The 16,848-nt window shown below is 44.6% G+C and carries 12 protein-coding genes and 2 CRISPR repeat arrays; of the genes, 10 read left to right on the plus strand and 2 right to left on the minus strand.

Annotation, left to right across the window (positions count from 1 at the left end):
• Window position 1 precedes the first annotated feature (1 nt).
• The 9 genes from ACZ5QV_RS01985 to ACZ5QV_RS02025 are packed head-to-tail and all read left to right on the plus strand — an operon-like array spanning window position 2 to window position 7,951.
• The gene (locus tag ACZ5QV_RS01985) at window positions 2–688 is read left to right on the plus strand and encodes an RAMP superfamily CRISPR-associated protein (RefSeq protein ID WP_464600991.1); all 687 of its coding nucleotides are present in this window, start codon (window positions 2–4) and stop codon (window positions 686–688) included.
• Entirely contained in the window at window positions 685–1,779 is a 1,095-nt protein-coding gene (locus tag ACZ5QV_RS01990; RefSeq protein ID WP_464600992.1) for an RAMP superfamily CRISPR-associated protein, read from the plus strand. The genes ACZ5QV_RS01985 and ACZ5QV_RS01990 overlap by 4 nt, the downstream gene beginning before the upstream one ends.
• Window positions 1,776–2,276: a hypothetical protein gene (locus tag ACZ5QV_RS01995; protein ID WP_464600993.1), complete on the plus strand. Its 501-nt coding sequence runs from the start codon at window positions 1,776–1,778 to the stop codon at window positions 2,274–2,276. Before ACZ5QV_RS01990 ends, ACZ5QV_RS01995 begins: the two co-directional genes overlap by 4 nt.
• Window positions 2,273–2,794 (plus strand): hypothetical protein, encoded by a 522-nt coding sequence (locus ACZ5QV_RS02000; protein WP_464600994.1) that lies wholly within the window; start codon window positions 2,273–2,275, stop codon window positions 2,792–2,794. The genes ACZ5QV_RS01995 and ACZ5QV_RS02000 overlap by 4 nt, the downstream gene beginning before the upstream one ends.
• Before the next feature lies 1 nt (window position 2,795).
• Complete coding sequence (locus tag ACZ5QV_RS02005) at window positions 2,796–3,551, plus strand: RAMP superfamily CRISPR-associated protein (protein ID WP_464600995.1); 756 nt, start codon at window positions 2,796–2,798, stop codon at window positions 3,549–3,551.
• Window positions 3,538–4,890 carry an RAMP superfamily CRISPR-associated protein gene (locus tag ACZ5QV_RS02010; protein ID WP_464600996.1) on the plus strand — a complete coding sequence of 451 codons (1,353 nt, stop codon included), beginning with the start codon at window positions 3,538–3,540 and terminating at the stop codon, window positions 4,888–4,890. Before ACZ5QV_RS02005 ends, ACZ5QV_RS02010 begins: the two co-directional genes overlap by 14 nt.
• Window positions 4,891–4,902: 12 nt before the next feature.
• Window positions 4,903–5,394: a hypothetical protein gene (locus ACZ5QV_RS02015; RefSeq protein WP_464600997.1), complete on the plus strand. Its 492-nt coding sequence runs from the start codon at window positions 4,903–4,905 to the stop codon at window positions 5,392–5,394.
• A 14-nt stretch (window positions 5,395–5,408) separates the two neighbouring features.
• A complete protein-coding gene (locus ACZ5QV_RS02020) occupies window positions 5,409–6,461 on the plus strand; it encodes a PIN domain-containing protein (RefSeq protein WP_464600998.1) in 1,053 nt (350 codons plus the stop codon).
• The gene (locus ACZ5QV_RS02025) at window positions 6,458–7,951 is read left to right on the plus strand and encodes a TIGR02710 family CRISPR-associated CARF protein (RefSeq protein ID WP_464600999.1); all 1,494 of its coding nucleotides are present in this window, start codon (window positions 6,458–6,460) and stop codon (window positions 7,949–7,951) included. Before ACZ5QV_RS02020 ends, ACZ5QV_RS02025 begins: the two co-directional genes overlap by 4 nt.
• 160 nt (window positions 7,952–8,111) lie before the next feature.
• A CRISPR array of direct repeats spans window positions 8,112–9,245; the repeat unit is 37 nt; unit sequence GTCGAAGAGCAACCCGAGAAGAAAAGGGGATAGCAAC.
• Window positions 9,246–9,957: 712 nt separating this feature from the next.
• Here ACZ5QV_RS02025 and ACZ5QV_RS02030 read toward each other — a convergent pair.
• Both ACZ5QV_RS02030 and ACZ5QV_RS02035 read right to left on the minus strand, forming a co-directional pair.
• Window positions 9,958–11,622 (minus strand): IS1634 family transposase, encoded by a 1,665-nt coding sequence (locus ACZ5QV_RS02030; protein WP_464599431.1) that lies wholly within the window; start codon window positions 11,620–11,622, stop codon window positions 9,958–9,960.
• Between the two features lie 183 nt (window positions 11,623–11,805).
• A CRISPR array of direct repeats spans window positions 11,806–12,210; the repeat unit is 37 nt.
• Window positions 12,211–14,457: 2,247 nt separating this feature from the next.
• Entirely contained in the window at window positions 14,458–15,012 is a 555-nt protein-coding gene (locus tag ACZ5QV_RS02035; RefSeq protein WP_464601000.1) for a hypothetical protein, read from the minus strand.
• Between the two features lie 151 nt (window positions 15,013–15,163).
• Here ACZ5QV_RS02035 and ACZ5QV_RS02040 point away from each other — a divergent pair, with 151 nt between their 5' ends.
• Window positions 15,164–16,741, plus strand: coding sequence for an aminoacyl-histidine dipeptidase (locus ACZ5QV_RS02040; RefSeq protein ID WP_464601001.1), 1,578 nt, complete (start codon window positions 15,164–15,166; stop codon window positions 16,739–16,741).
• Window positions 16,742–16,848 lie beyond the last annotated feature (107 nt).

Genomic DNA, 16,848 nt, shown 5'->3' on the forward strand with positions numbered 1-16,848 from the left:
AATGAAAATATGGAAAATTACACTTCTTGCGGATTCCGATTTTCACACTTATGGGGATTCAAAGGGTTCTACTCTTGATTACCTGAAAGATGCGGAAGGTTTTCCCTACATTCCAGGCACCCATATAAAAGGAGTGATGCGGACGGAGGCTGAACGGATACTCCGCAGCACAGAGGGAATAGACTGCTGGATTACGGGGGACCTTGACATGGAGGGGGCATCCGATGAGAATAAAAGGAAAATAAAGACCTGTGAAGCCCTTGAGAGAGGAGAATATGGCTGTGATGTCTGCAGGGTGTTTGGCGTTCCAAATATTGAAGGAGGCAAAGCATACCGGGAAGGGAAAATCAGAGTAACTGACTTCAGAGCAGACAAAAAGCCTGTAACCGTTTCAAGGATGCATGTTTCAATTGATCGGGGTATGCTTTCAAACAAGAGCGGGGGCCTGCATAGAATTCAGCTTGTTCCCACAGGCACTGAGTTTACGGGGTATATTGTAACGAAAAAACTTGCTGAAAGTGAAGAAAAACTCCTGAAGGCAAGCCTTCACTCCATGATCCATTACGGGCTTGGGGGAAAACGTTCGAGGGGGCTTGGCAGTTTTGAACTTAAAACCGTAGAGGAAATGTCATACGAAGAGTTCGTGAATTCTTATGAAGATTTTGTAAAAGGATGTGGTTGCCTGTGATTGAACTCAAAGCTGTAATGACGGCACTTACCCCCCTTCACCTGGGCACAGGCAGGAAAAGAGGGACTTTTTTCAGGACCCTTGACTATGTGCCCGGAAGAACTCTTCGGGGAATGCTCGGATATTACCTTTTCAACAATAACAAGGAGTTGTTTGAAAAACTTGCTATCAATGAAGATATCGATATGAGTAAAGCTAATATCTTTGTCAAGGAAGCACACCCACTGGCAGATAATAAATTTACAATTGCTTCTCCTGTAGCTCTTCGCTGGTGTAAAGGTTGTGAAAGCCTGATGGGGTACAAAGTAACAGAGTGCAGTGACTCCAAATGCCTTCAGGAAGGTAAGAAGATATCCGGATTTATTACAGAGGCCTCCTTAAAGACCGGAAAACTCGAAAAGGGGAGTGTAAACACCCAGATCGAAACAAAGTGTCCCATTACAAGAAAAGGGCACACGAGTCCCGGCTCGGACTTTGAACTATCTCCTTATCATGTAGAAAGCATCACAGCAAAAACAAAGTTTGGCTTCCGGGCAGTGCTTGAAGATGAGTATGTAGACGAGGTAAAGGCGGCCCTTCTGGAAGCCGGTGTTTTTTCGGGGCTTGGGGGGTTCAGGTCAAGGGGTTATGGAAGTATTGCGTTCACAGATTTTAAGGAAACCCCGGTTTCCGAACTGGTCGAAAAAAGAGCTTCCGAAATAGCAGAGATTCCGGATAAGCTGCTGGTTACAAATTCTTCTCTGATTCTCAGGCAGGAAAATAGCTCCTTCATCGGGTTTGGAGCTTCGGGAGAGGATCTGTTTACCGATGCTGTCAGAAAGACTCTTGCACAGAGGCAAATTGTAGGTTCCCTTGCGGTTAAAACAGAGAATGGAAACCCGAAGCAAAGAATTACCGAGAGCATTGCCGGGGGTTGGTCCATTAAGTACAGGAACAGTGCCACGGACTTGATTCCGTGTACAGGGTCGGGGAGCTGTGTTGAAATCGAGGCCGATAAGCCAGAAGCCCTTGCGGCGCTTGAAGTATACGGAATCGGGGAAATGACAAACCGCGGGTATGGAGACGTTTATTTCATCGGAGGCAGGGTATGAACGAGCTAGCGGAGATAAACCAGAAGTCCTGGGAACTGGCTGCAAGCGCGATGACTCTGAGAAAGGGAAAGCTTGAAGCTTATTCCACAAGCCAGGTCCGGAAGATTATGAGTGCTGCGGGTTCGGAGAACTTTTTAGAGGAAATACTGAGAATTGTCCGAAATTACAAACCTGCTCCCCCCCAGGGCCTGAACCCCAGCCAGGCACAGTGGCAAATTCGTGAAAAAGTGCAAAAGAACAGGGATTTTGGAAACAGACTTGCCGAGATAATCAAAAATCAGGATTTTTATTATGTACAGAAACTGCTTCGATACACCCTCTGGAATATCAAAATAATCGAAAACAGTGAAACGGGCTTGAATAAAATCAAATTAATTATTGATTGTGAAGGTGTGGATGACAAGAAAGAAATTGTTGGTATGATAAAGCCAATATTTGAAGCAAGTGAAGCTAAAAATGACGGAAGTAGGCGGTTTAACAAGAATTTCAGGAGATGAAAGAGATGGCTGTAGAGTTCAAAAGAGATGAATTGAGGGAACTGGTGCTCGATTCTTATGACCTTATGTTAAGCATACCAGGCCCTTCTAAAAGAGGCGGTTATGAAATTAAATCGAGAGGAAAGTTGAAGAACTTACCTGAAGCTTTAAGGGAGTTTGAAGATCCTCAGTCATCAATTACTCATTTCATCAAGAGTGCATCCTACTTCCTGCCCCGTTCAGACAGTGAACTATCCGGTTTTCTGGATGCGCTGCTAGAAAAAGTCCTGAAAATCCAGGAAACTGAAAGCGATCCGGAAAAGATTAGAGAAAAAATTCGCTATCTTATTGGTTACAATAACTGGGGAATGGATGCTGTTTGCTACATTTTTAAAAATGCGGAAACTGACGACGAAATGAAGAACAGGCTTCAAAAAATGATCGGAGCAGAAATGAAGGCTGTTGGAGCTGAAGAGAAAGCCGGGGAGCTCATTGGAAAAATCATGAAATGGAAAAATGAGGGAAAGAGGAGGTGGTAAGATGTTTGAAAAGCTTGAAAACCGAGTCCTCCTTGAGTACACCATCACCACAAGATCTGATTTACATGTCGGGGGGCACAGTACTATTGAACCAGCAGAAGTTGATAACCCTGTGATCAAAAATTCTGACGGCTACCCAATAATTCCCGGTAGCAGTCTGAAAGGAGTGCTCAGGACGGAAACTGAAAGGCTCCTTCGTGGGCTTGACATTGATGTGTGTGATATCTTTGACCGGAGTAACAGAGGAGGCTGCAATAAATGCCCTGTATGCAAACTCTTTGGAGGAAAAGACCTTGCTTCTTCCACCCGGATAAAAGACAGCACAACTACCCAAAAAAAGACCTTTATTCGGGATGGGGTTGCAATAGACCGCCAGAAAAGAAAAGCAAAACAGGGTGGGAAATTTGATATTGAAGTTGTTCCCAAGGGAACTCTATTTTCAGGCAAACTTACTATAGAAAATACCGGGCTTGAGGAATATGAATATGCAAAACTCGGAGCGGTGTTGAGTCTGTTTGACTTTTTCAATTCCTGTTCCGGAAGCATAGGACATGCTACCTCCCGTGGATTTGGAGAGGTTGAACTGAACGTGGGAAGGTTCAGTGTAATTTCTGCTGAAGACTATCTTAAGGGAAATTATGAGGGAACCGTCTACTCAGAAGGGAAAGCTGAGTATGAAACTATGAAAAAGGGCGCGGTTTCTGACTGGGCAGGCTATGTTGAAGCATACAAGAGTGGTAAATATGGAAAGCAGTGATTTCAGGGTTTTTCAAAACCAGTGGGAAATTTCTGCAAAACTGAATTTTATCACACCTTTTCGTATAGGAGGGGGGCAGAATGCAGGAGAGTATTCTCTTTCCCAGACTCCTGTACTGCTTTCCTACGATGCCAGTACCCAGCAGGCCCTGCCTTATATCCCGGGAAGTAGTCTAAAGGGGGTTTTAAGAAGCAATGTGGAACGCCTCATACGCACATTTAATGAAAATGAAGCTTGCATTGCCGTGGCGGGTAAAGGTGCCAGAAGGGAGACAAAGGTTCTGTGTGGAAATTGTGCTGCCTGTTCAATTTTTGGCTCAATGGAAGCAGGGCCTAAAATTCATGTGCGGGACTCCTGGCTTCTTACAGACACAAACCTTGGAGGAATGGTTGAAGAACGTCCTCACTGTGCAACGGTTTTCAAAGAAAATTTTGGCATTTATGAAAAGCAGTATGACAGGAAGAACAGGCCAAAGACCTTTATGCGCAGTGCAGAGCTGGTGGCTGCAAACACCTCTTTTGAGGTGAAGATTGTGCTCGACAATGCAGGTGAAGATGAGGTAGGGTTAATCCTGCTTGCACTTGATGAGTTCAACCACAAACGCTCCTATATAGGAGGAAGCGTCTCACGAGGAAACGGTTTTGCGGATGTGGTAGACGTAAAAGTGGTCGAAAAGACGCTTCAAAAGGATATCGAGTCTTTTTTCAATATAAAGGAACAAAAGTGGGATCGGGCAGACCTTCAGGAAACCGCAAAGGCTTACCTGAAAAAGATAGATGACGGGAAAGAAGTCAATCGAAAGGACTTTGATGTGTATTACCATGCATATGCTCCATCTCCTTTTGAAGGAAACCTCGTAATCAAGTATAAAGTCGAAACCCTATCGGATTTTCAGATGCCGGGAGTTGATGAGGCAACGGTTACGAATATGGGAGTGCCTGTAATTCCGGGTTCCACGATTAAGGGTTTTTTGAGGCATGAGTTTATCAAAAGGCAGATCACGGAAGATTATGATGCCGAAAAAATAGATGAGATCTTCGGGTCCACGAGTGGGAAAAGCCACCGTTCAAGGATCATTGTTTCGGACGCTTACCCTGACACGGATTTCGAAGGAGCTGACCTCATCCCCAAAGGTACAAAACTGACAATGTGGATTGCCTTTGATAATGTTGATGAGAAGACATTTAACAAAATAAGTGAAATTCTGGGAAAGAAACCCTTGATAACAGGAAAGACGGTTGCAGGAGGAAATAAGATAGATCCTTCTTCTCTCAAAAACAGAGTGAAGTTTTCTATTAAAACGATGAGCCAGTTCACACGGGCTTTTTACCTGAAATAATTCTGATCCTATATGAAAGCCTGGATAAGCATAATTGGTTCAAGCCCATTTGCCGTGATCAACACTATGTGGGCTGCCTGCAAACTTGATAACTACGTCCCTGAGAGGGTCCTGTTTATAGTCAACCGGAACCTCGATGGAAAAGATATTAAAACCGTTTACCGCTGGACAGAAAACCTGCTAAAGGAATACGGAGTTGAAAACCCAATTTTTGAGGAAAAAATAGTAGAAGAAGACGATTTTGGGGATATAGAGGACGTTTTTCGGCATAATATCTCAAGCCTTAAGCAGGAAGGGGCTGTTGCGGTTGACATCACTCCCGGAAGGAAGTATATGTCCGCTATTGCAATGCACTGCGGGCTTGCGGGAGGGGCTTCACATGTGTATTACCTCCACCTGAAAGACTTTGATTACCAGGACTCACCGTTTCCTTTGATCCCGATTCAAAAGCAGCAGCTTATTGACATGAAAGAAACCGGAACCTGCTGTGATATTGTTGAGTAAAAGGAGGTGAAGGGATGATTGTACCAAAGAAATATATTTATTCTATCCTGAATGAACTCGCCGGGGTTTCCGATACTATTGAGGTAAAATATCCCCCAATTGGAAAGCTTTTTTCATTGAGTTTCGGGGAAAAATGTGCACTTGAGCTTCTGCCGGAAGCCGAGTATGATAAAATTAGAAGGGGCTTTTTAAGGTATGAAGGGAAGGGATCGCTTCCCGACCGGGAGGTTCCTTCAGGGAGCGATTTCAGGACCTGCTTTTATGCTTCGGGGGTAATTCAGTCCGAGAGCCAGGGCGAACTTGAGGATATTATTTCTGAGGGCATGGAGAGAAATCTTCTGAAAGGAAAAAAGCCTCTTTTCATAGCTTATGACACAAACGCCCTGAGCAACCGGATAAACAGGACCGTGGAAGAGCTAATCTCCCAAAAAAACCGGAAAAATAGGCCTCAGATCGGTTACTGCCTGAGCGAAGGGGTAGGAGATGAGCTTCAGGCAATTCTTGACGTGAAGTACAAAACTCCAGATATTGAAAAACTAAAGCTCTCATGCATGGACTTTACCTGGAATTTTTTGAACCAGCTCCCAAAGAGATCCAGGATGGCCTATCTGGGGGCCGTGGAGTTTAAAAAGATACTCGCAACCCCCAACTGCGAGCTAATTGACGCGGAAAGAAGAGGAGATGAAGCGATTGTTAACTCCTATAAGGAGTATGAAAAAAACCATGATGTGGAACTGCTGCTGCTTACCGGGGACAACAATTTCACGTCCAGGGCCCAGAGCAAACGTATCCGTACCCTCTGCATGAAAATGCCAGGAGCCCTGCGGAGTTCGGAACCCATTGATTGCGAATATAAAAACCTCAGTGAGCTGATTTTCTGCACTGCCGTCACTTTCGGATATATTGAGCTTGGAGGCATTGAGATTTACGGGGTCTGGAGAGGGAAGTCCACGGAAGACTGGAACTCTGAGAGGGTGAGTATTGAAATTAAGGATGCCGGAATTAAGAAAAAAGTGATGAGAGACTTGCAGATCATTGAAGCTGCCGAAAAGGAGCTGGTGGAATGAATGACGATTATAAGGAGCTAGAAAAACGGGTGAGCAGTGAGTCGGACAGGCAGTTTATCCTTGAAAAGCTGAAGACCTTCAGGGAGTCTTCGGATAGAGGAGAACTCAACCGCATCGCTGCGGACCTGTTTCCTTACGAAAAGAAGTACATGAAAAAGCATGGGAAGGGGTGCAGTGTCCTGATTATAACGGTCGGGATGCGGGAAGCTCCCATTATTTTTTCATTCCTGGCCCTCCGTCCGAAAAAAGGAATCCTTCTCCACACCTCCCAGTCAGAAATGATTGCGGATAAGGTCATCAGTGACCATAATATTGCAGACCTGGGGATTAAATTTGAGAAGGTAGAAATTGATGAAATCGATGCAGCCAAAAATTTCCAGATTTTAAAAGATTCTGTTTTGAGCAGGATAAAGCACGCAAATAAGAATGCAAACGGCGTTTTGGTGGACCCCACCGGAGGAAGAAAGGTTATGGGAGCCTCAATCGCAACTTTCGCGTTTTTTTATAGGATTCCCATGGTCTACCTGCACGCCGAGGAACAGCTCTCAGTCCCCGTACCATTTACGGGCCAGATCAAGGAGATTGCAAACCCCTACGAACATTACGGGGACATTGAACTCTCCATGCTGAAGAGGCATTTCGAACGCTACGATTTCGGGGCGGCCCTTGGACTCTGCAAGGAACTTGAAGGCACCGTCAATGACCAGAGCCTCTATTTAAAATTGCAGCAGATCGAAAAACTGATTGAGATCTACAGGGATTGGGACTCCTTTCTGCACAGCACGCACTTCCAAAAACCTCCTTCAAAGGAAGCAAAAGCAAGCATCAGGCTGGCTGACAGGCTGGAAACTCTTTACCGGAAAGAAATGAAACGTTTCGGCTACAACTTTATAAACGAAAAGGACCTCGAAGCCAACCTCGAATTTCTGCAAAAACTGCAAGAAACCTGGGACAGCAAAAAGAACCTCTGCGACCCCTACCGTCTGGTAGACCTCTACGCAAACGCCTGCCGCCGGGCCGAACAGGGAAAGTACGATGACGCCACAGCAAGGCTCTACCGCTGCCTTGAGATGTGTGCAAACATTTCCCTTGAAAATGCAGGAATAGGGGACCTCCGAAACCCGGACTATGAGGCCTTTGCCAGCCAGAACAAAATAGACCTCGAAACCCTCATGGAAAAGTTCCGCGAAATCTCCGGCTTTGGCAGCCCCCGAAACCCCCCGGGCCTGGACGACCAGATGTTCCTCCTGGAAATAGCCGGTTTCAAAGCAGCCCAACTATATTCCAAAATGAAACAATTCGAAGAAGACGGCGAAAGCCTCCGGGACAAAAGAAACCGCTCAATCCTCGCTCACGGAACAAGCCCCATAACGAATAATGATTACGAGGCCCTGGCCTCCTGGACCACCAAAATAATTTCCAGCACCCTTGGAAAAAAAGAATTCAACCAGCTTGCAGGCCAGGTAATTTTCCCTGAATTAAATATTTAAACACAAATTTTATAAAGTAAAAACATAATCTATTAAGAATACTCTACCATTTTTTTCTTGCCTTTATAAATGCCCTGATAAATTTCCAGCAAGAAAATAAGGCCCGAAAAAGAAGCATTTATAGGCCTTCTTTCGGCCAAAACAGGGAAAAATTGGTAGTGTCGAAGAGCAACCCGAGAAGAAAAGGGGATAGCAACACGGATTCCCGGACCTCTACCGGGCTAGATATGGGGGGTCGAAGAGCAACCCGAGAAGAAAAGGGGATAGCAACTTCCCATAATCATCTCTTCCAAAGTTTTGAACTTGTCGAAGAGCAACCCGAGAAGAAAAGGGGATAGCAACCCGTCCTCAGCGGAGATCCCGGCCATATACGATGCTGTCGAAGAGCAACCCGAGAAGAAAAGGGGATAGCAACAACATCGCTCCTTGTGGGTAAGTTTCGGTTTAGTAGTCGAAGAGCAACCCGAGAAGAAAAGGGGATAGCAACTTTGTCTTTTCATGTATGCCAAACAACAAATCAAGAAGTCGAAGAGCAACCCGAGAAGAAAAGGGGATAGCAACTTTGTCTTTTCATGTATGCCAAACAACAAATCAAGAAGTCGAAGAGCAACCCGAGAGGAAAAGGGGATAGCAACTGGACTGCAGCTTCGGAGTTCCATACCTGTATCGATGTCGAAGAGTAACCCGAGACGAAAAGGGGATAGCAACATATTTGTTACGGTACTCTCGTTGTCGGTTTGGTGGTGTCGAAGAACAAACCGAGAGGAAAAGGGGATAGCAACAAAATTGTTACCGTGGCGGTTCTGAGTGGCTGTTGGTCGAAGAACAAACCGAGAGGAAAAGGGGATAGCAACTCGCTTGCTGTGTCGTAAATCTCAGCCTTCGAGTATGTGTCGAAGAGCAACCCGAGAAGAAAAGGGGATAGCAACCCGAACTTGGCTATGATATCTGCTTCGGTATATGGTCGAAGAGCAAACCGAGAGGAAAAGGGGATAGCAACACAAAAAGCCGAGAACGAAAAGAAGGAAGCCGAGGAAGTCGAAGAGCAAACCGAGAGGAAAAGGGGATAGCAACAAAGAACTACTCGATGAGTTACTTACAAACCCTAAGTCGAAGAGCAAACCGAGAGGAAAAGGGGATAGCAACTCATGGAGTTCCTGTATGTGTCTTTCTGGAAGGATGTCGAAGAGTAACCCGCGAGAAAAAGGGGATAGCAACGAGTTCTGAGGGTGCGGAATGTATTTTCTATCATCCATGTCGAAGAGCAACCCGAGAAGAAAAGGGGATAGCAACTCATCATGTACTGAGATTTCCCAGTTGTATTCTTTGTTGAAAACGGGCCCCGTAAAAAAAGGGGATTGCAACAATATTTTCCAATTGAATCCGTTCCATTTAACTTCAGTTGATTACTTCAGTTGAAGAGCAACCCGAGACGAAAAGGGGATAGCAACAAAAGCTCCTGCCCTTCTCCGTCTGCGGTAAGGTCGTCGAAGAGTAACCCGTGATGAAAAGGGGATAGCAACTAGATGATCTTGAAGTCTACCGGGACGTGGTAGATGTCGAAGAGCAACCCGAGAGGAAAAGGGGATAACAACTTTCTTCTTGTTCCCCTTCACCGTTGACAGCCGTTGTGTCGAAGAGCAAACCGAGAGGAAAAGGGGATAGCAACACCCACACCTCAGCCGTGGAGAAATCGGTATGAGAGTCGAAGAGCAACCCGAGAAGAAAAGGGGATAGCAACATCCTTATTGTGTGCCCATCCATTGCATCCGTAAGTGGTCGAAGAGCAACCCGCGAGGAAAAGAGGATAGCAACTTGGTCATGTCGATCTTTGGCTCTTCTGCGAAGAGTCGAAGAGTAACCCGTGATGAAAAGGGGATAGCAACTCCATTCTATAACCGTCTAATGTTGCGTCTAACTTTACTTTCAAAGATGCATGTTTTTCCGTTATCAAGCGGCTTTGTTTGTGTGGGCCTAAGGAATGAATAATCCTACTGATGACGTTTTTATTGGGGTGGCAGGTAATTACCCAAGTTCAAGAAAGAAAATAATGATGCTTGCTTTGTACTCATCTCTTCCAGAATAATATTACACTTATTTGATTCTTTATCCTGGATAACTGCCAGCCTAATTTCGGACAAATTTTCAATTAGTCTTCTCATAGAAAGACCATATCTCTTTGTCTCCCAGGCTAAATATCTGTAGAAAAGTAAGCCAATTATAGACAGAAATACGTGAACTTTGATATTTTCATCTTTGTGGTGGTACACCGGTCCCACAGGGACAAGCAGGTGATCATTCAATAGCTTAAAATCATCCTCTATAGCGCCTTTATTGTTGTATGTTTGCACAATTTTTTTAGTGTGCCAACGGTGCTTATCTGTAAATAGTATATTTTTTCCTAATGAATTTTCGCGCTTATTTTTATTCTCTTCGTCAATCCAGAACTTTAACTGAGGTTTTTTCTTACCTTCAGGAGCATCAGTAATTTCATATTTCACCATACTTCTGTATTTTTTGATAATAATGTCTGCAACCTCTTTTTCTACACTGCTCCTGTTTCTTGCTTTTCCTCTGTTGCTTTCCAGTCTCCTCTGTAGGTCTTCCAGATTCTCAGTTATTTTTGACATATTTGACTCACAAGTTCTTTTTTGAAGTTTGTGAGTTCCTTCATTGAAAGTAATTACTGTTGTAAATTCTGTCCCGTAAAACTGATGCTTTGTCCGATAGCCATAAATTTTGTGGCCTTCTGAGCTTTCATATAAAAATTGATATTTAGATAATGGCACTTCAAGAAGATCATCTGCCTGATTTGCTTTTACAGCCCCTACAAAATTCATCTTTGAAGTTGCTTTTTCAATGTTGTCCTTTGAATTGTTTCCCTTATCAAAAACAAGAACAAGGTCTTCCGAACAAATATTCAATTCGGTTAGACGGTTTACTATTTTGTCAACCAGACCTGAAAATTCCTCTGAATCATGCACATTTCCTGGATATGTCTCGTGAATAAAAGGTAAGTTGTAATCATTAGCAGCCAGCGCTACAGATACCTGATTTTTGTCTTTACGATGCTTTTTGTTATACCCTTTATGAAGCAATTCACTTTTTTCATCATAATTGGTAGCATAAGTGAACCAGTTTGATTCATCCACAAACAGTACTGAAGGGGTTAGTCCTTTTTCGATGAGAACTCGGCACAAATCGTCTTCAATATTTTTCATTGTGTCGGAATCAATGTAATTCATATGATTCAAAAAATTCTGACAATTTAATTTATGAGGGAATTTCCACTTAAAAGATAAGGCCGATTTTTTGAACCATTCCCCAATACCGTTTTCACTTAAAACTCCATGAGATTTCCCCACTATATCAAGTAAAAGATACTCTCCGACACTTAAACCATCGATTGATTTTTTCATAGTGTGCTTGTTCACTATGTCAACGAATCCAAGCTCTTCATTCACATGAAGAAGTGCGGCAAGTTTGCCGTACTCAAAAGATTTCAGTTTCATGTAGGGCAATGATTCACTCTGTTTTTTCATTTCAAATATTTTTTCGGCATTGCCTAAATATATCTGAAATATAGTTTTCACTTTTCCATCAATTCTGCCAGTTTTAATAATATACCAGTATTTTTTACCGTTGATTATTTTCTGTTTTAAAAAAACCATGATATAAATTTAGGTTCTACGTATATAAAGATATTTCTTCAAAAAACAGATACAATAGGCTTTTTAAATGTAATTTAGAACTTAGGCCTTACAAATATTTTTTTTAACGGATCTTCCTTGCCACTGATTTTTGTGGCAAATCAAGGCAAAAATAGCTCTTCTTTGAAAGCTGAGTCTAATTCTGTCGAAGAGCAACCCGCGATCAAAAGGGGATAGCAACACCGTACACTTTTCATTAACGAATGCCTGGATCGGGTCGAAGAGCAAACCGCGATGAAAAGGGGATAGCAACAGGAATGGCTTCAACAAAGAATCTATGCAGTTGAAAATGTCGAAGAGCAACCCGCGATGAAAAGGGGATAGCAACTTTTTCTTCGCAAACTCTTCAGCGAGTAGCCCGTTAATGTCGAAGAGCAACCCGTGAGGAAAAGGGGATAGCAACTCGATTATTGTAAGGATTTTGTCAAAGAATTTGAAAGTCGAAGAGCAACCCGAGAAGAAAAGGGGATAGCAACTAAGCAACCATGAGAAGACGGCCGTTATTCTTGTCGTCGAAGAGCAACCCGTGAGGAAAAGGGGATAGCAACAAAATAGTCCGGGGCTTTGGTTCGTAGATCTGTTTTGGTCAAAGAGTAACGAGAGGAAAAGGGGATAGCAACTTGAAAGTCTCGATCTCTTCATCTGTGATGAAATTTGTCGAAGAGCAACCCGCGATCAAAAGGGGATAGCAACAAGAAGTCAGCGAGCTTACCACAAACTTTCATTGTGGTCGAAGAGCAACCCGAGAGGAAAAGGGGATAGCAACCAGACCTGTACTTTTCTAGTGGTATCTGCGGTGTTATGTCGAAGAGCAACCCGAGAGGAAAAGGGGATAGCAACTCAAAAATCACTATGTCACTGTTTGTGATTGTTGCAGTCGAAGAGCAAACCGAGACGAAAAGGGGATAGCAACGTATCAACTGCTATATATTGATCACCTACTTTTGGGTCGAAGAGTAACCCGAGACGAAAAGGGGATAGCAACGACAAGGCCCGTCCCATGATCTCGTTTACCTCGTCGTCATCTTCGTCGAAGGGCAACCCGTGAAGAATAGGGGATAGCAACATTATTCCTGTGTCTTGGGTCTGACCTGATTTGATGAGTCGAAGAGCAATCCGCGATGAAAAGGGGATAGCAACAAGAAGTCAGCGAGCTTACCACAAACTTTCATTGTGGTCGAAGAGCAACCCGAGAGGAAAAGGGGATAGCAACTTTTCAGTACCCAACGCTTGCATAATGTCATCCAGTGTTGAAGAGCAACCCGCGAGGAAAAGGGGATAGCAACGCTAATTCATAACTTTCAAACATTCCGGCAATAGTATAAGTTATGTCGAAGAGCAACCCGCGATCAAAAGGGGATAGCAACTCCATTATCTGTTCTGTTGCCGGTTTGTCAAAAGTCGAAGAAGCAACCCGAGACGAAAAGGGGATAGCAACTCCCCCAGCTTGATAACCTGCTTTGCACTGACTGGTCGAAGAGCAACCCGAAAGGAAAAGGGAATAGCAACTCGAAGAACTTAAAGATAAATCCGATTACAGCCAGTCGAAGAGCAACCCGAAACGAAAAGGGGATAGCAACACACTCCGTATATTTTCGATGCAAAAATCACCGAAAGTCGAAGAGCAATCCGAGACGAAAAGGGGATAGCAACCAATTATGTCTTCAGGCATTGGTAAATTAAATCTGTCGAAGAGCAACCCGCGAGGAAAAGGGGATAGCAACCCGTAATACAGGTATATTTTTTTATCATTGGCCGGGAGTCGAAGAGCAACCCGAGACGAAAAGGGGATAGAAACTTCCAGTACGGGCTTTTGCATTTAGGGCAAACCCTGTCGAAGAGCAACCCGAGAGGAAAAGGGGATAGCAACTCACAGGCATATTCCAAACTATCAACAATAAGTTTGTCGAAGAGCAACCCGCGATCAAAAGGGGATAGCAACGTGTTCCCTACTCTGTTCTTTGTTTGTACTGCTGCGTCGAAGAGCAACCCGAGAGGAAAAGGGGATAGCAACAGTGCCGATACAAGCTGTGCAATTGTAGGTCTTGTGATGTCGAAGAGCAACCCGCGATCAAAAGGGGATAGCAACACACTCCGTATATTTTCGATGCAAAAATCACCGAAAGTCGAAGAGCAATCCGAGACGAAAAGGGGATAGCAACCAATTATGTCTTCAGGCATTGGTAAATTAAATCTGTCGAAGAGCAACCCGCGAGGAAAAGGGGATAGCAACCCGTAATACAGGTATATTTTTTTATCATTGGCCGGGAGTCGAAGAGCAACCCGAGACGAAAAGGGGATAGAAACTTCCAGTACGGGCTTTTGCATTTAGGGCAAACCCTGTCGAAGAGCAACCCGCGATCAAAAGGGGATAGCAACAGGATAAATTCTTTTGATCTGTCGGCAAACAATATGTCGAAGAGCAACCCGAGAGGAAAAGGGGATAGCAACGGGATTTTGTCATCCATATTCGTAAATCCTACGATAGGTCGAAGAGCAACCCGAGAAGAAAAGGGGATAGCAACTCTCTCCCTCGTAATCATGTATAAATTGTATCCGTAAGTCGAAGAGCAACCCGAGACGAAAAGGGGATAGCAACTCAATTACGCAAGCCGTAGGGACACCATCAGAAATGTCGAAGAGCAAACCGCGAAGAAAAATGGATAGCTACAGCTATAAATTTCCTGTTTGTTTGCTTTTTATGCAGTTGAAAACAGGGTACGTGAAAAGAAAGAGAAATGAAGGCATCTTTAATTAAAAATAACTATAGTTTAAAATGTACAATAAGAATTTCATTTATCTGAAAAGCAGATATAAAACAGCACCTGTAAGAACTAAAAGCAGGATCGTTAGCCAGTTCGAACTTTTGTGATTAATGTTTACATTTACATTTCCTACACTGGCGGCCCCAATTTGCGACCTCTGGATCACGTTGTCGTTTAAATCCAGATTGGTGGTGTTATTTTGTTTTTCGATTTCCACTCCACCTGTTGTTTTGGGGAAATTATTTTTTTCGGGAGCTTTTGCGGAGGCATTATCGATTTTGTGTTCTGGTTTTGCCGTTTTTGTTTTTGGAGGAGTACTATCCGGGATATATTCAATTCCTGCATCATTACAGAATGTTTTTGAGAGAAGGGCGAAACTTCCGTCGGGAAGTTTTACTATGTCTTTTATGTGGGTTGTTCCTTTGTTTTTCCGGCCCTTGTATGGGCTTCCGTTTAATGAAATGGGTTTCGAACAGCTTACGGCAGCCTCGTAACTTTTGAAGATACTGTGATTATCAAGACCATAACTTGTTTTTCTAATCAATGGTTTGATTAGACGATATTCTTCCTGAGTTAATTCTCTCATATTAACACCGAAAAGAAATATCATAACTTAAGATAAAAAGTTATTGAATATATCTCTGAGCTGCTAATAATAGAGCTTCGATTATGCCTGCCCTGAAAACCCTGCCTCCTAAACGACTTATATAAATGAGAATAGACATAATCGGTCTTTCATGCACCCAAAAACTCAGGAAATCCTGAAAACCTTTGAGGAAATCAACAAAATTCCGCGCTGCTCAAAGCATGAAGAAAAGCTCTCAAACTGGCTCAGAAACTGGGCCGAAGCCCGAAATTTCCAGGTTAAAACCGACGCCGTAAAGAACGTCCTGATCAAAGTCCCGGCAAGTCCCGGCCATGAATCCTCCCCGACAATCGTGCTCCAGGGCCACATGGACATGGTCTGTGAAAAGGCCCCGGGCTCCCGACATGATTTTTCTAAAGACCCTATCCGCTCTGTGCGCGAAGGGGACTGGCTAAAGGCTGAAGAAACAAGCCTCGGGGCCGACAACGGAATTGCCCTGGCCCTTGCACTCGTGCTTGCGGAAAGCAAAGAAGCCGAACACCCGCCTCTCGAACTCCTTTTCACGGTGGACGAAGAAACCGGCCTTACCGGGGCAAACGCTCTTGAGCCCGGCTTTTTTGAGGGGAAGATTCTCCTGAACCTCGACTCGGAGGAAGAGGGAGTCTTTACGGCTGGTTGTGCCGGGGGACAGAACACGAAAATATCCCTGCCCCTCGAATACGAAAATTTTGATTACGGAACAGAGTTCGGACTTTTCAAGCTCACTGTTGAGGGCCTCAAAGGTGGGCATTCTGGTGTTGAAATCCACAAACAACGGGCAAATGCCATCCAGGTGCTGGCCCGGGGACTGTCTTTCCTCCTGAAGGAAACGGAAAAAACGGAAAAAACGGAAAAAACGAAAGAAACGGAAGAAACGGAAGAATCGAAAAAAACAGGAAATGAAAAAGTAAAGCAGGTCTTCCTGAACGGAGGCAGTGCCCATAATTCCATCCCGTACTTTGCCGAGGGCTTTCTTGCGCTGGATAGGGGAATAGTGGAAGAATCCGGAAAACTCCTGTCAAGATTCGAAGAAATTCTGCGGACGGAATACGCCAGAACAGACCCCGACCTCGGACTGAAGTTTGAAGAACTCAGGGAAATCGAAGGGGTCCGGGTATTCGAAAGCTCCGAAGGGGTTGTCTCGGAAAAGAAGGCCCCGGCCGACAGGGTCATGACTTCGGCCTCTGCGGAAAAAATCGTCGGGCTCCTGCTTTCCCTCCCGCACGGGGTTTACAGGATGTCGGACGAGGTTGAGGGGCTCGTGGAGACCTCGAACAACCTGGCAACGGTCCGGACGGGCGATGGGGAAATAGAAATATTTTCTAGCCAGAGGAGTTCATTCAGATCCAGACGGGACGAAATCACAGGAAAAATCGAGGCCGTGGCAAAACTGGCAGGAGCCAACGTCAGGCACGAAAACGGTTATCCGGCCTGGGAGCCGGATATGGGATCCGACCTGCTGGCCCGCTGCACCGCCGTCTACGAAACAATTTTCGGGGAAAAGGCCGAAATCGAAGTCGTACACGCGGGGCTAGAATGCGGAGTTATAGGCTCGAAGTATCCGGGCATGGAAATGGTCTCACTCGGACCCACAATAGAAGCTCCGCATTCCCCTCAGGAAAAGCTCCACATCCCTTCGCTTGAACGGGCCTGGAATTTTCTGCTCGCCCTGTTGAAGAGCTACTGCTGAAAAGATATTGGTGGACGGAAAAGAGCGCTCGGAAAGTCGGCCTGAGGGCCTGAGATGGCTGGCCCGATATTCTTAAGAGACCGGGGGCAGATAAGGAGAAGAAAGAG

The sequence above is a fragment of the Methanosarcina baltica genome (genome assembly GCF_055394095.1).

Bases quoted from the DNA above. Each gene is read 5' to 3' on its own strand.
- ACZ5QV_RS01985 (WP_464600991.1), top strand. From the start codon at position 2: ATGAAAATATGGAAAATTACACTTCTTGCGGATTCCGATTTTCACACT.
- ACZ5QV_RS01995 (WP_464600993.1), top strand. From the start codon at position 1,776: ATGAACGAGCTAGCGGAGATAAACCAGAAGTCCTGGGAACTGGCTGCA.
- ACZ5QV_RS02000 (WP_464600994.1), top strand. From the start codon at position 2,273: ATGAAAGAGATGGCTGTAGAGTTCAAAAGAGATGAATTGAGGGAACTG.
- ACZ5QV_RS02005 (WP_464600995.1), top strand. From the start codon at position 2,796: ATGTTTGAAAAGCTTGAAAACCGAGTCCTCCTTGAGTACACCATCACC.
- ACZ5QV_RS02010 (WP_464600996.1), top strand. From the start codon at position 3,538: ATGGAAAGCAGTGATTTCAGGGTTTTTCAAAACCAGTGGGAAATTTCT.
- ACZ5QV_RS02015 (WP_464600997.1), top strand. From the start codon at position 4,903: ATGAAAGCCTGGATAAGCATAATTGGTTCAAGCCCATTTGCCGTGATC.
- ACZ5QV_RS02020 (WP_464600998.1), top strand. From the start codon at position 5,409: ATGATTGTACCAAAGAAATATATTTATTCTATCCTGAATGAACTCGCC.
- ACZ5QV_RS02025 (WP_464600999.1), top strand. From the start codon at position 6,458: ATGAATGACGATTATAAGGAGCTAGAAAAACGGGTGAGCAGTGAGTCG.
- ACZ5QV_RS02030 (WP_464599431.1), bottom strand. From the start codon at position 11,622: ATGGTTTTTTTAAAACAGAAAATAATCAACGGTAAAAAATACTGGTAT.
- ACZ5QV_RS02035 (WP_464601000.1), bottom strand. From the start codon at position 15,012: ATGAGAGAATTAACTCAGGAAGAATATCGTCTAATCAAACCATTGATT.
- ACZ5QV_RS02040 (WP_464601001.1), top strand. From the start codon at position 15,164: ATGCACCCAAAAACTCAGGAAATCCTGAAAACCTTTGAGGAAATCAAC.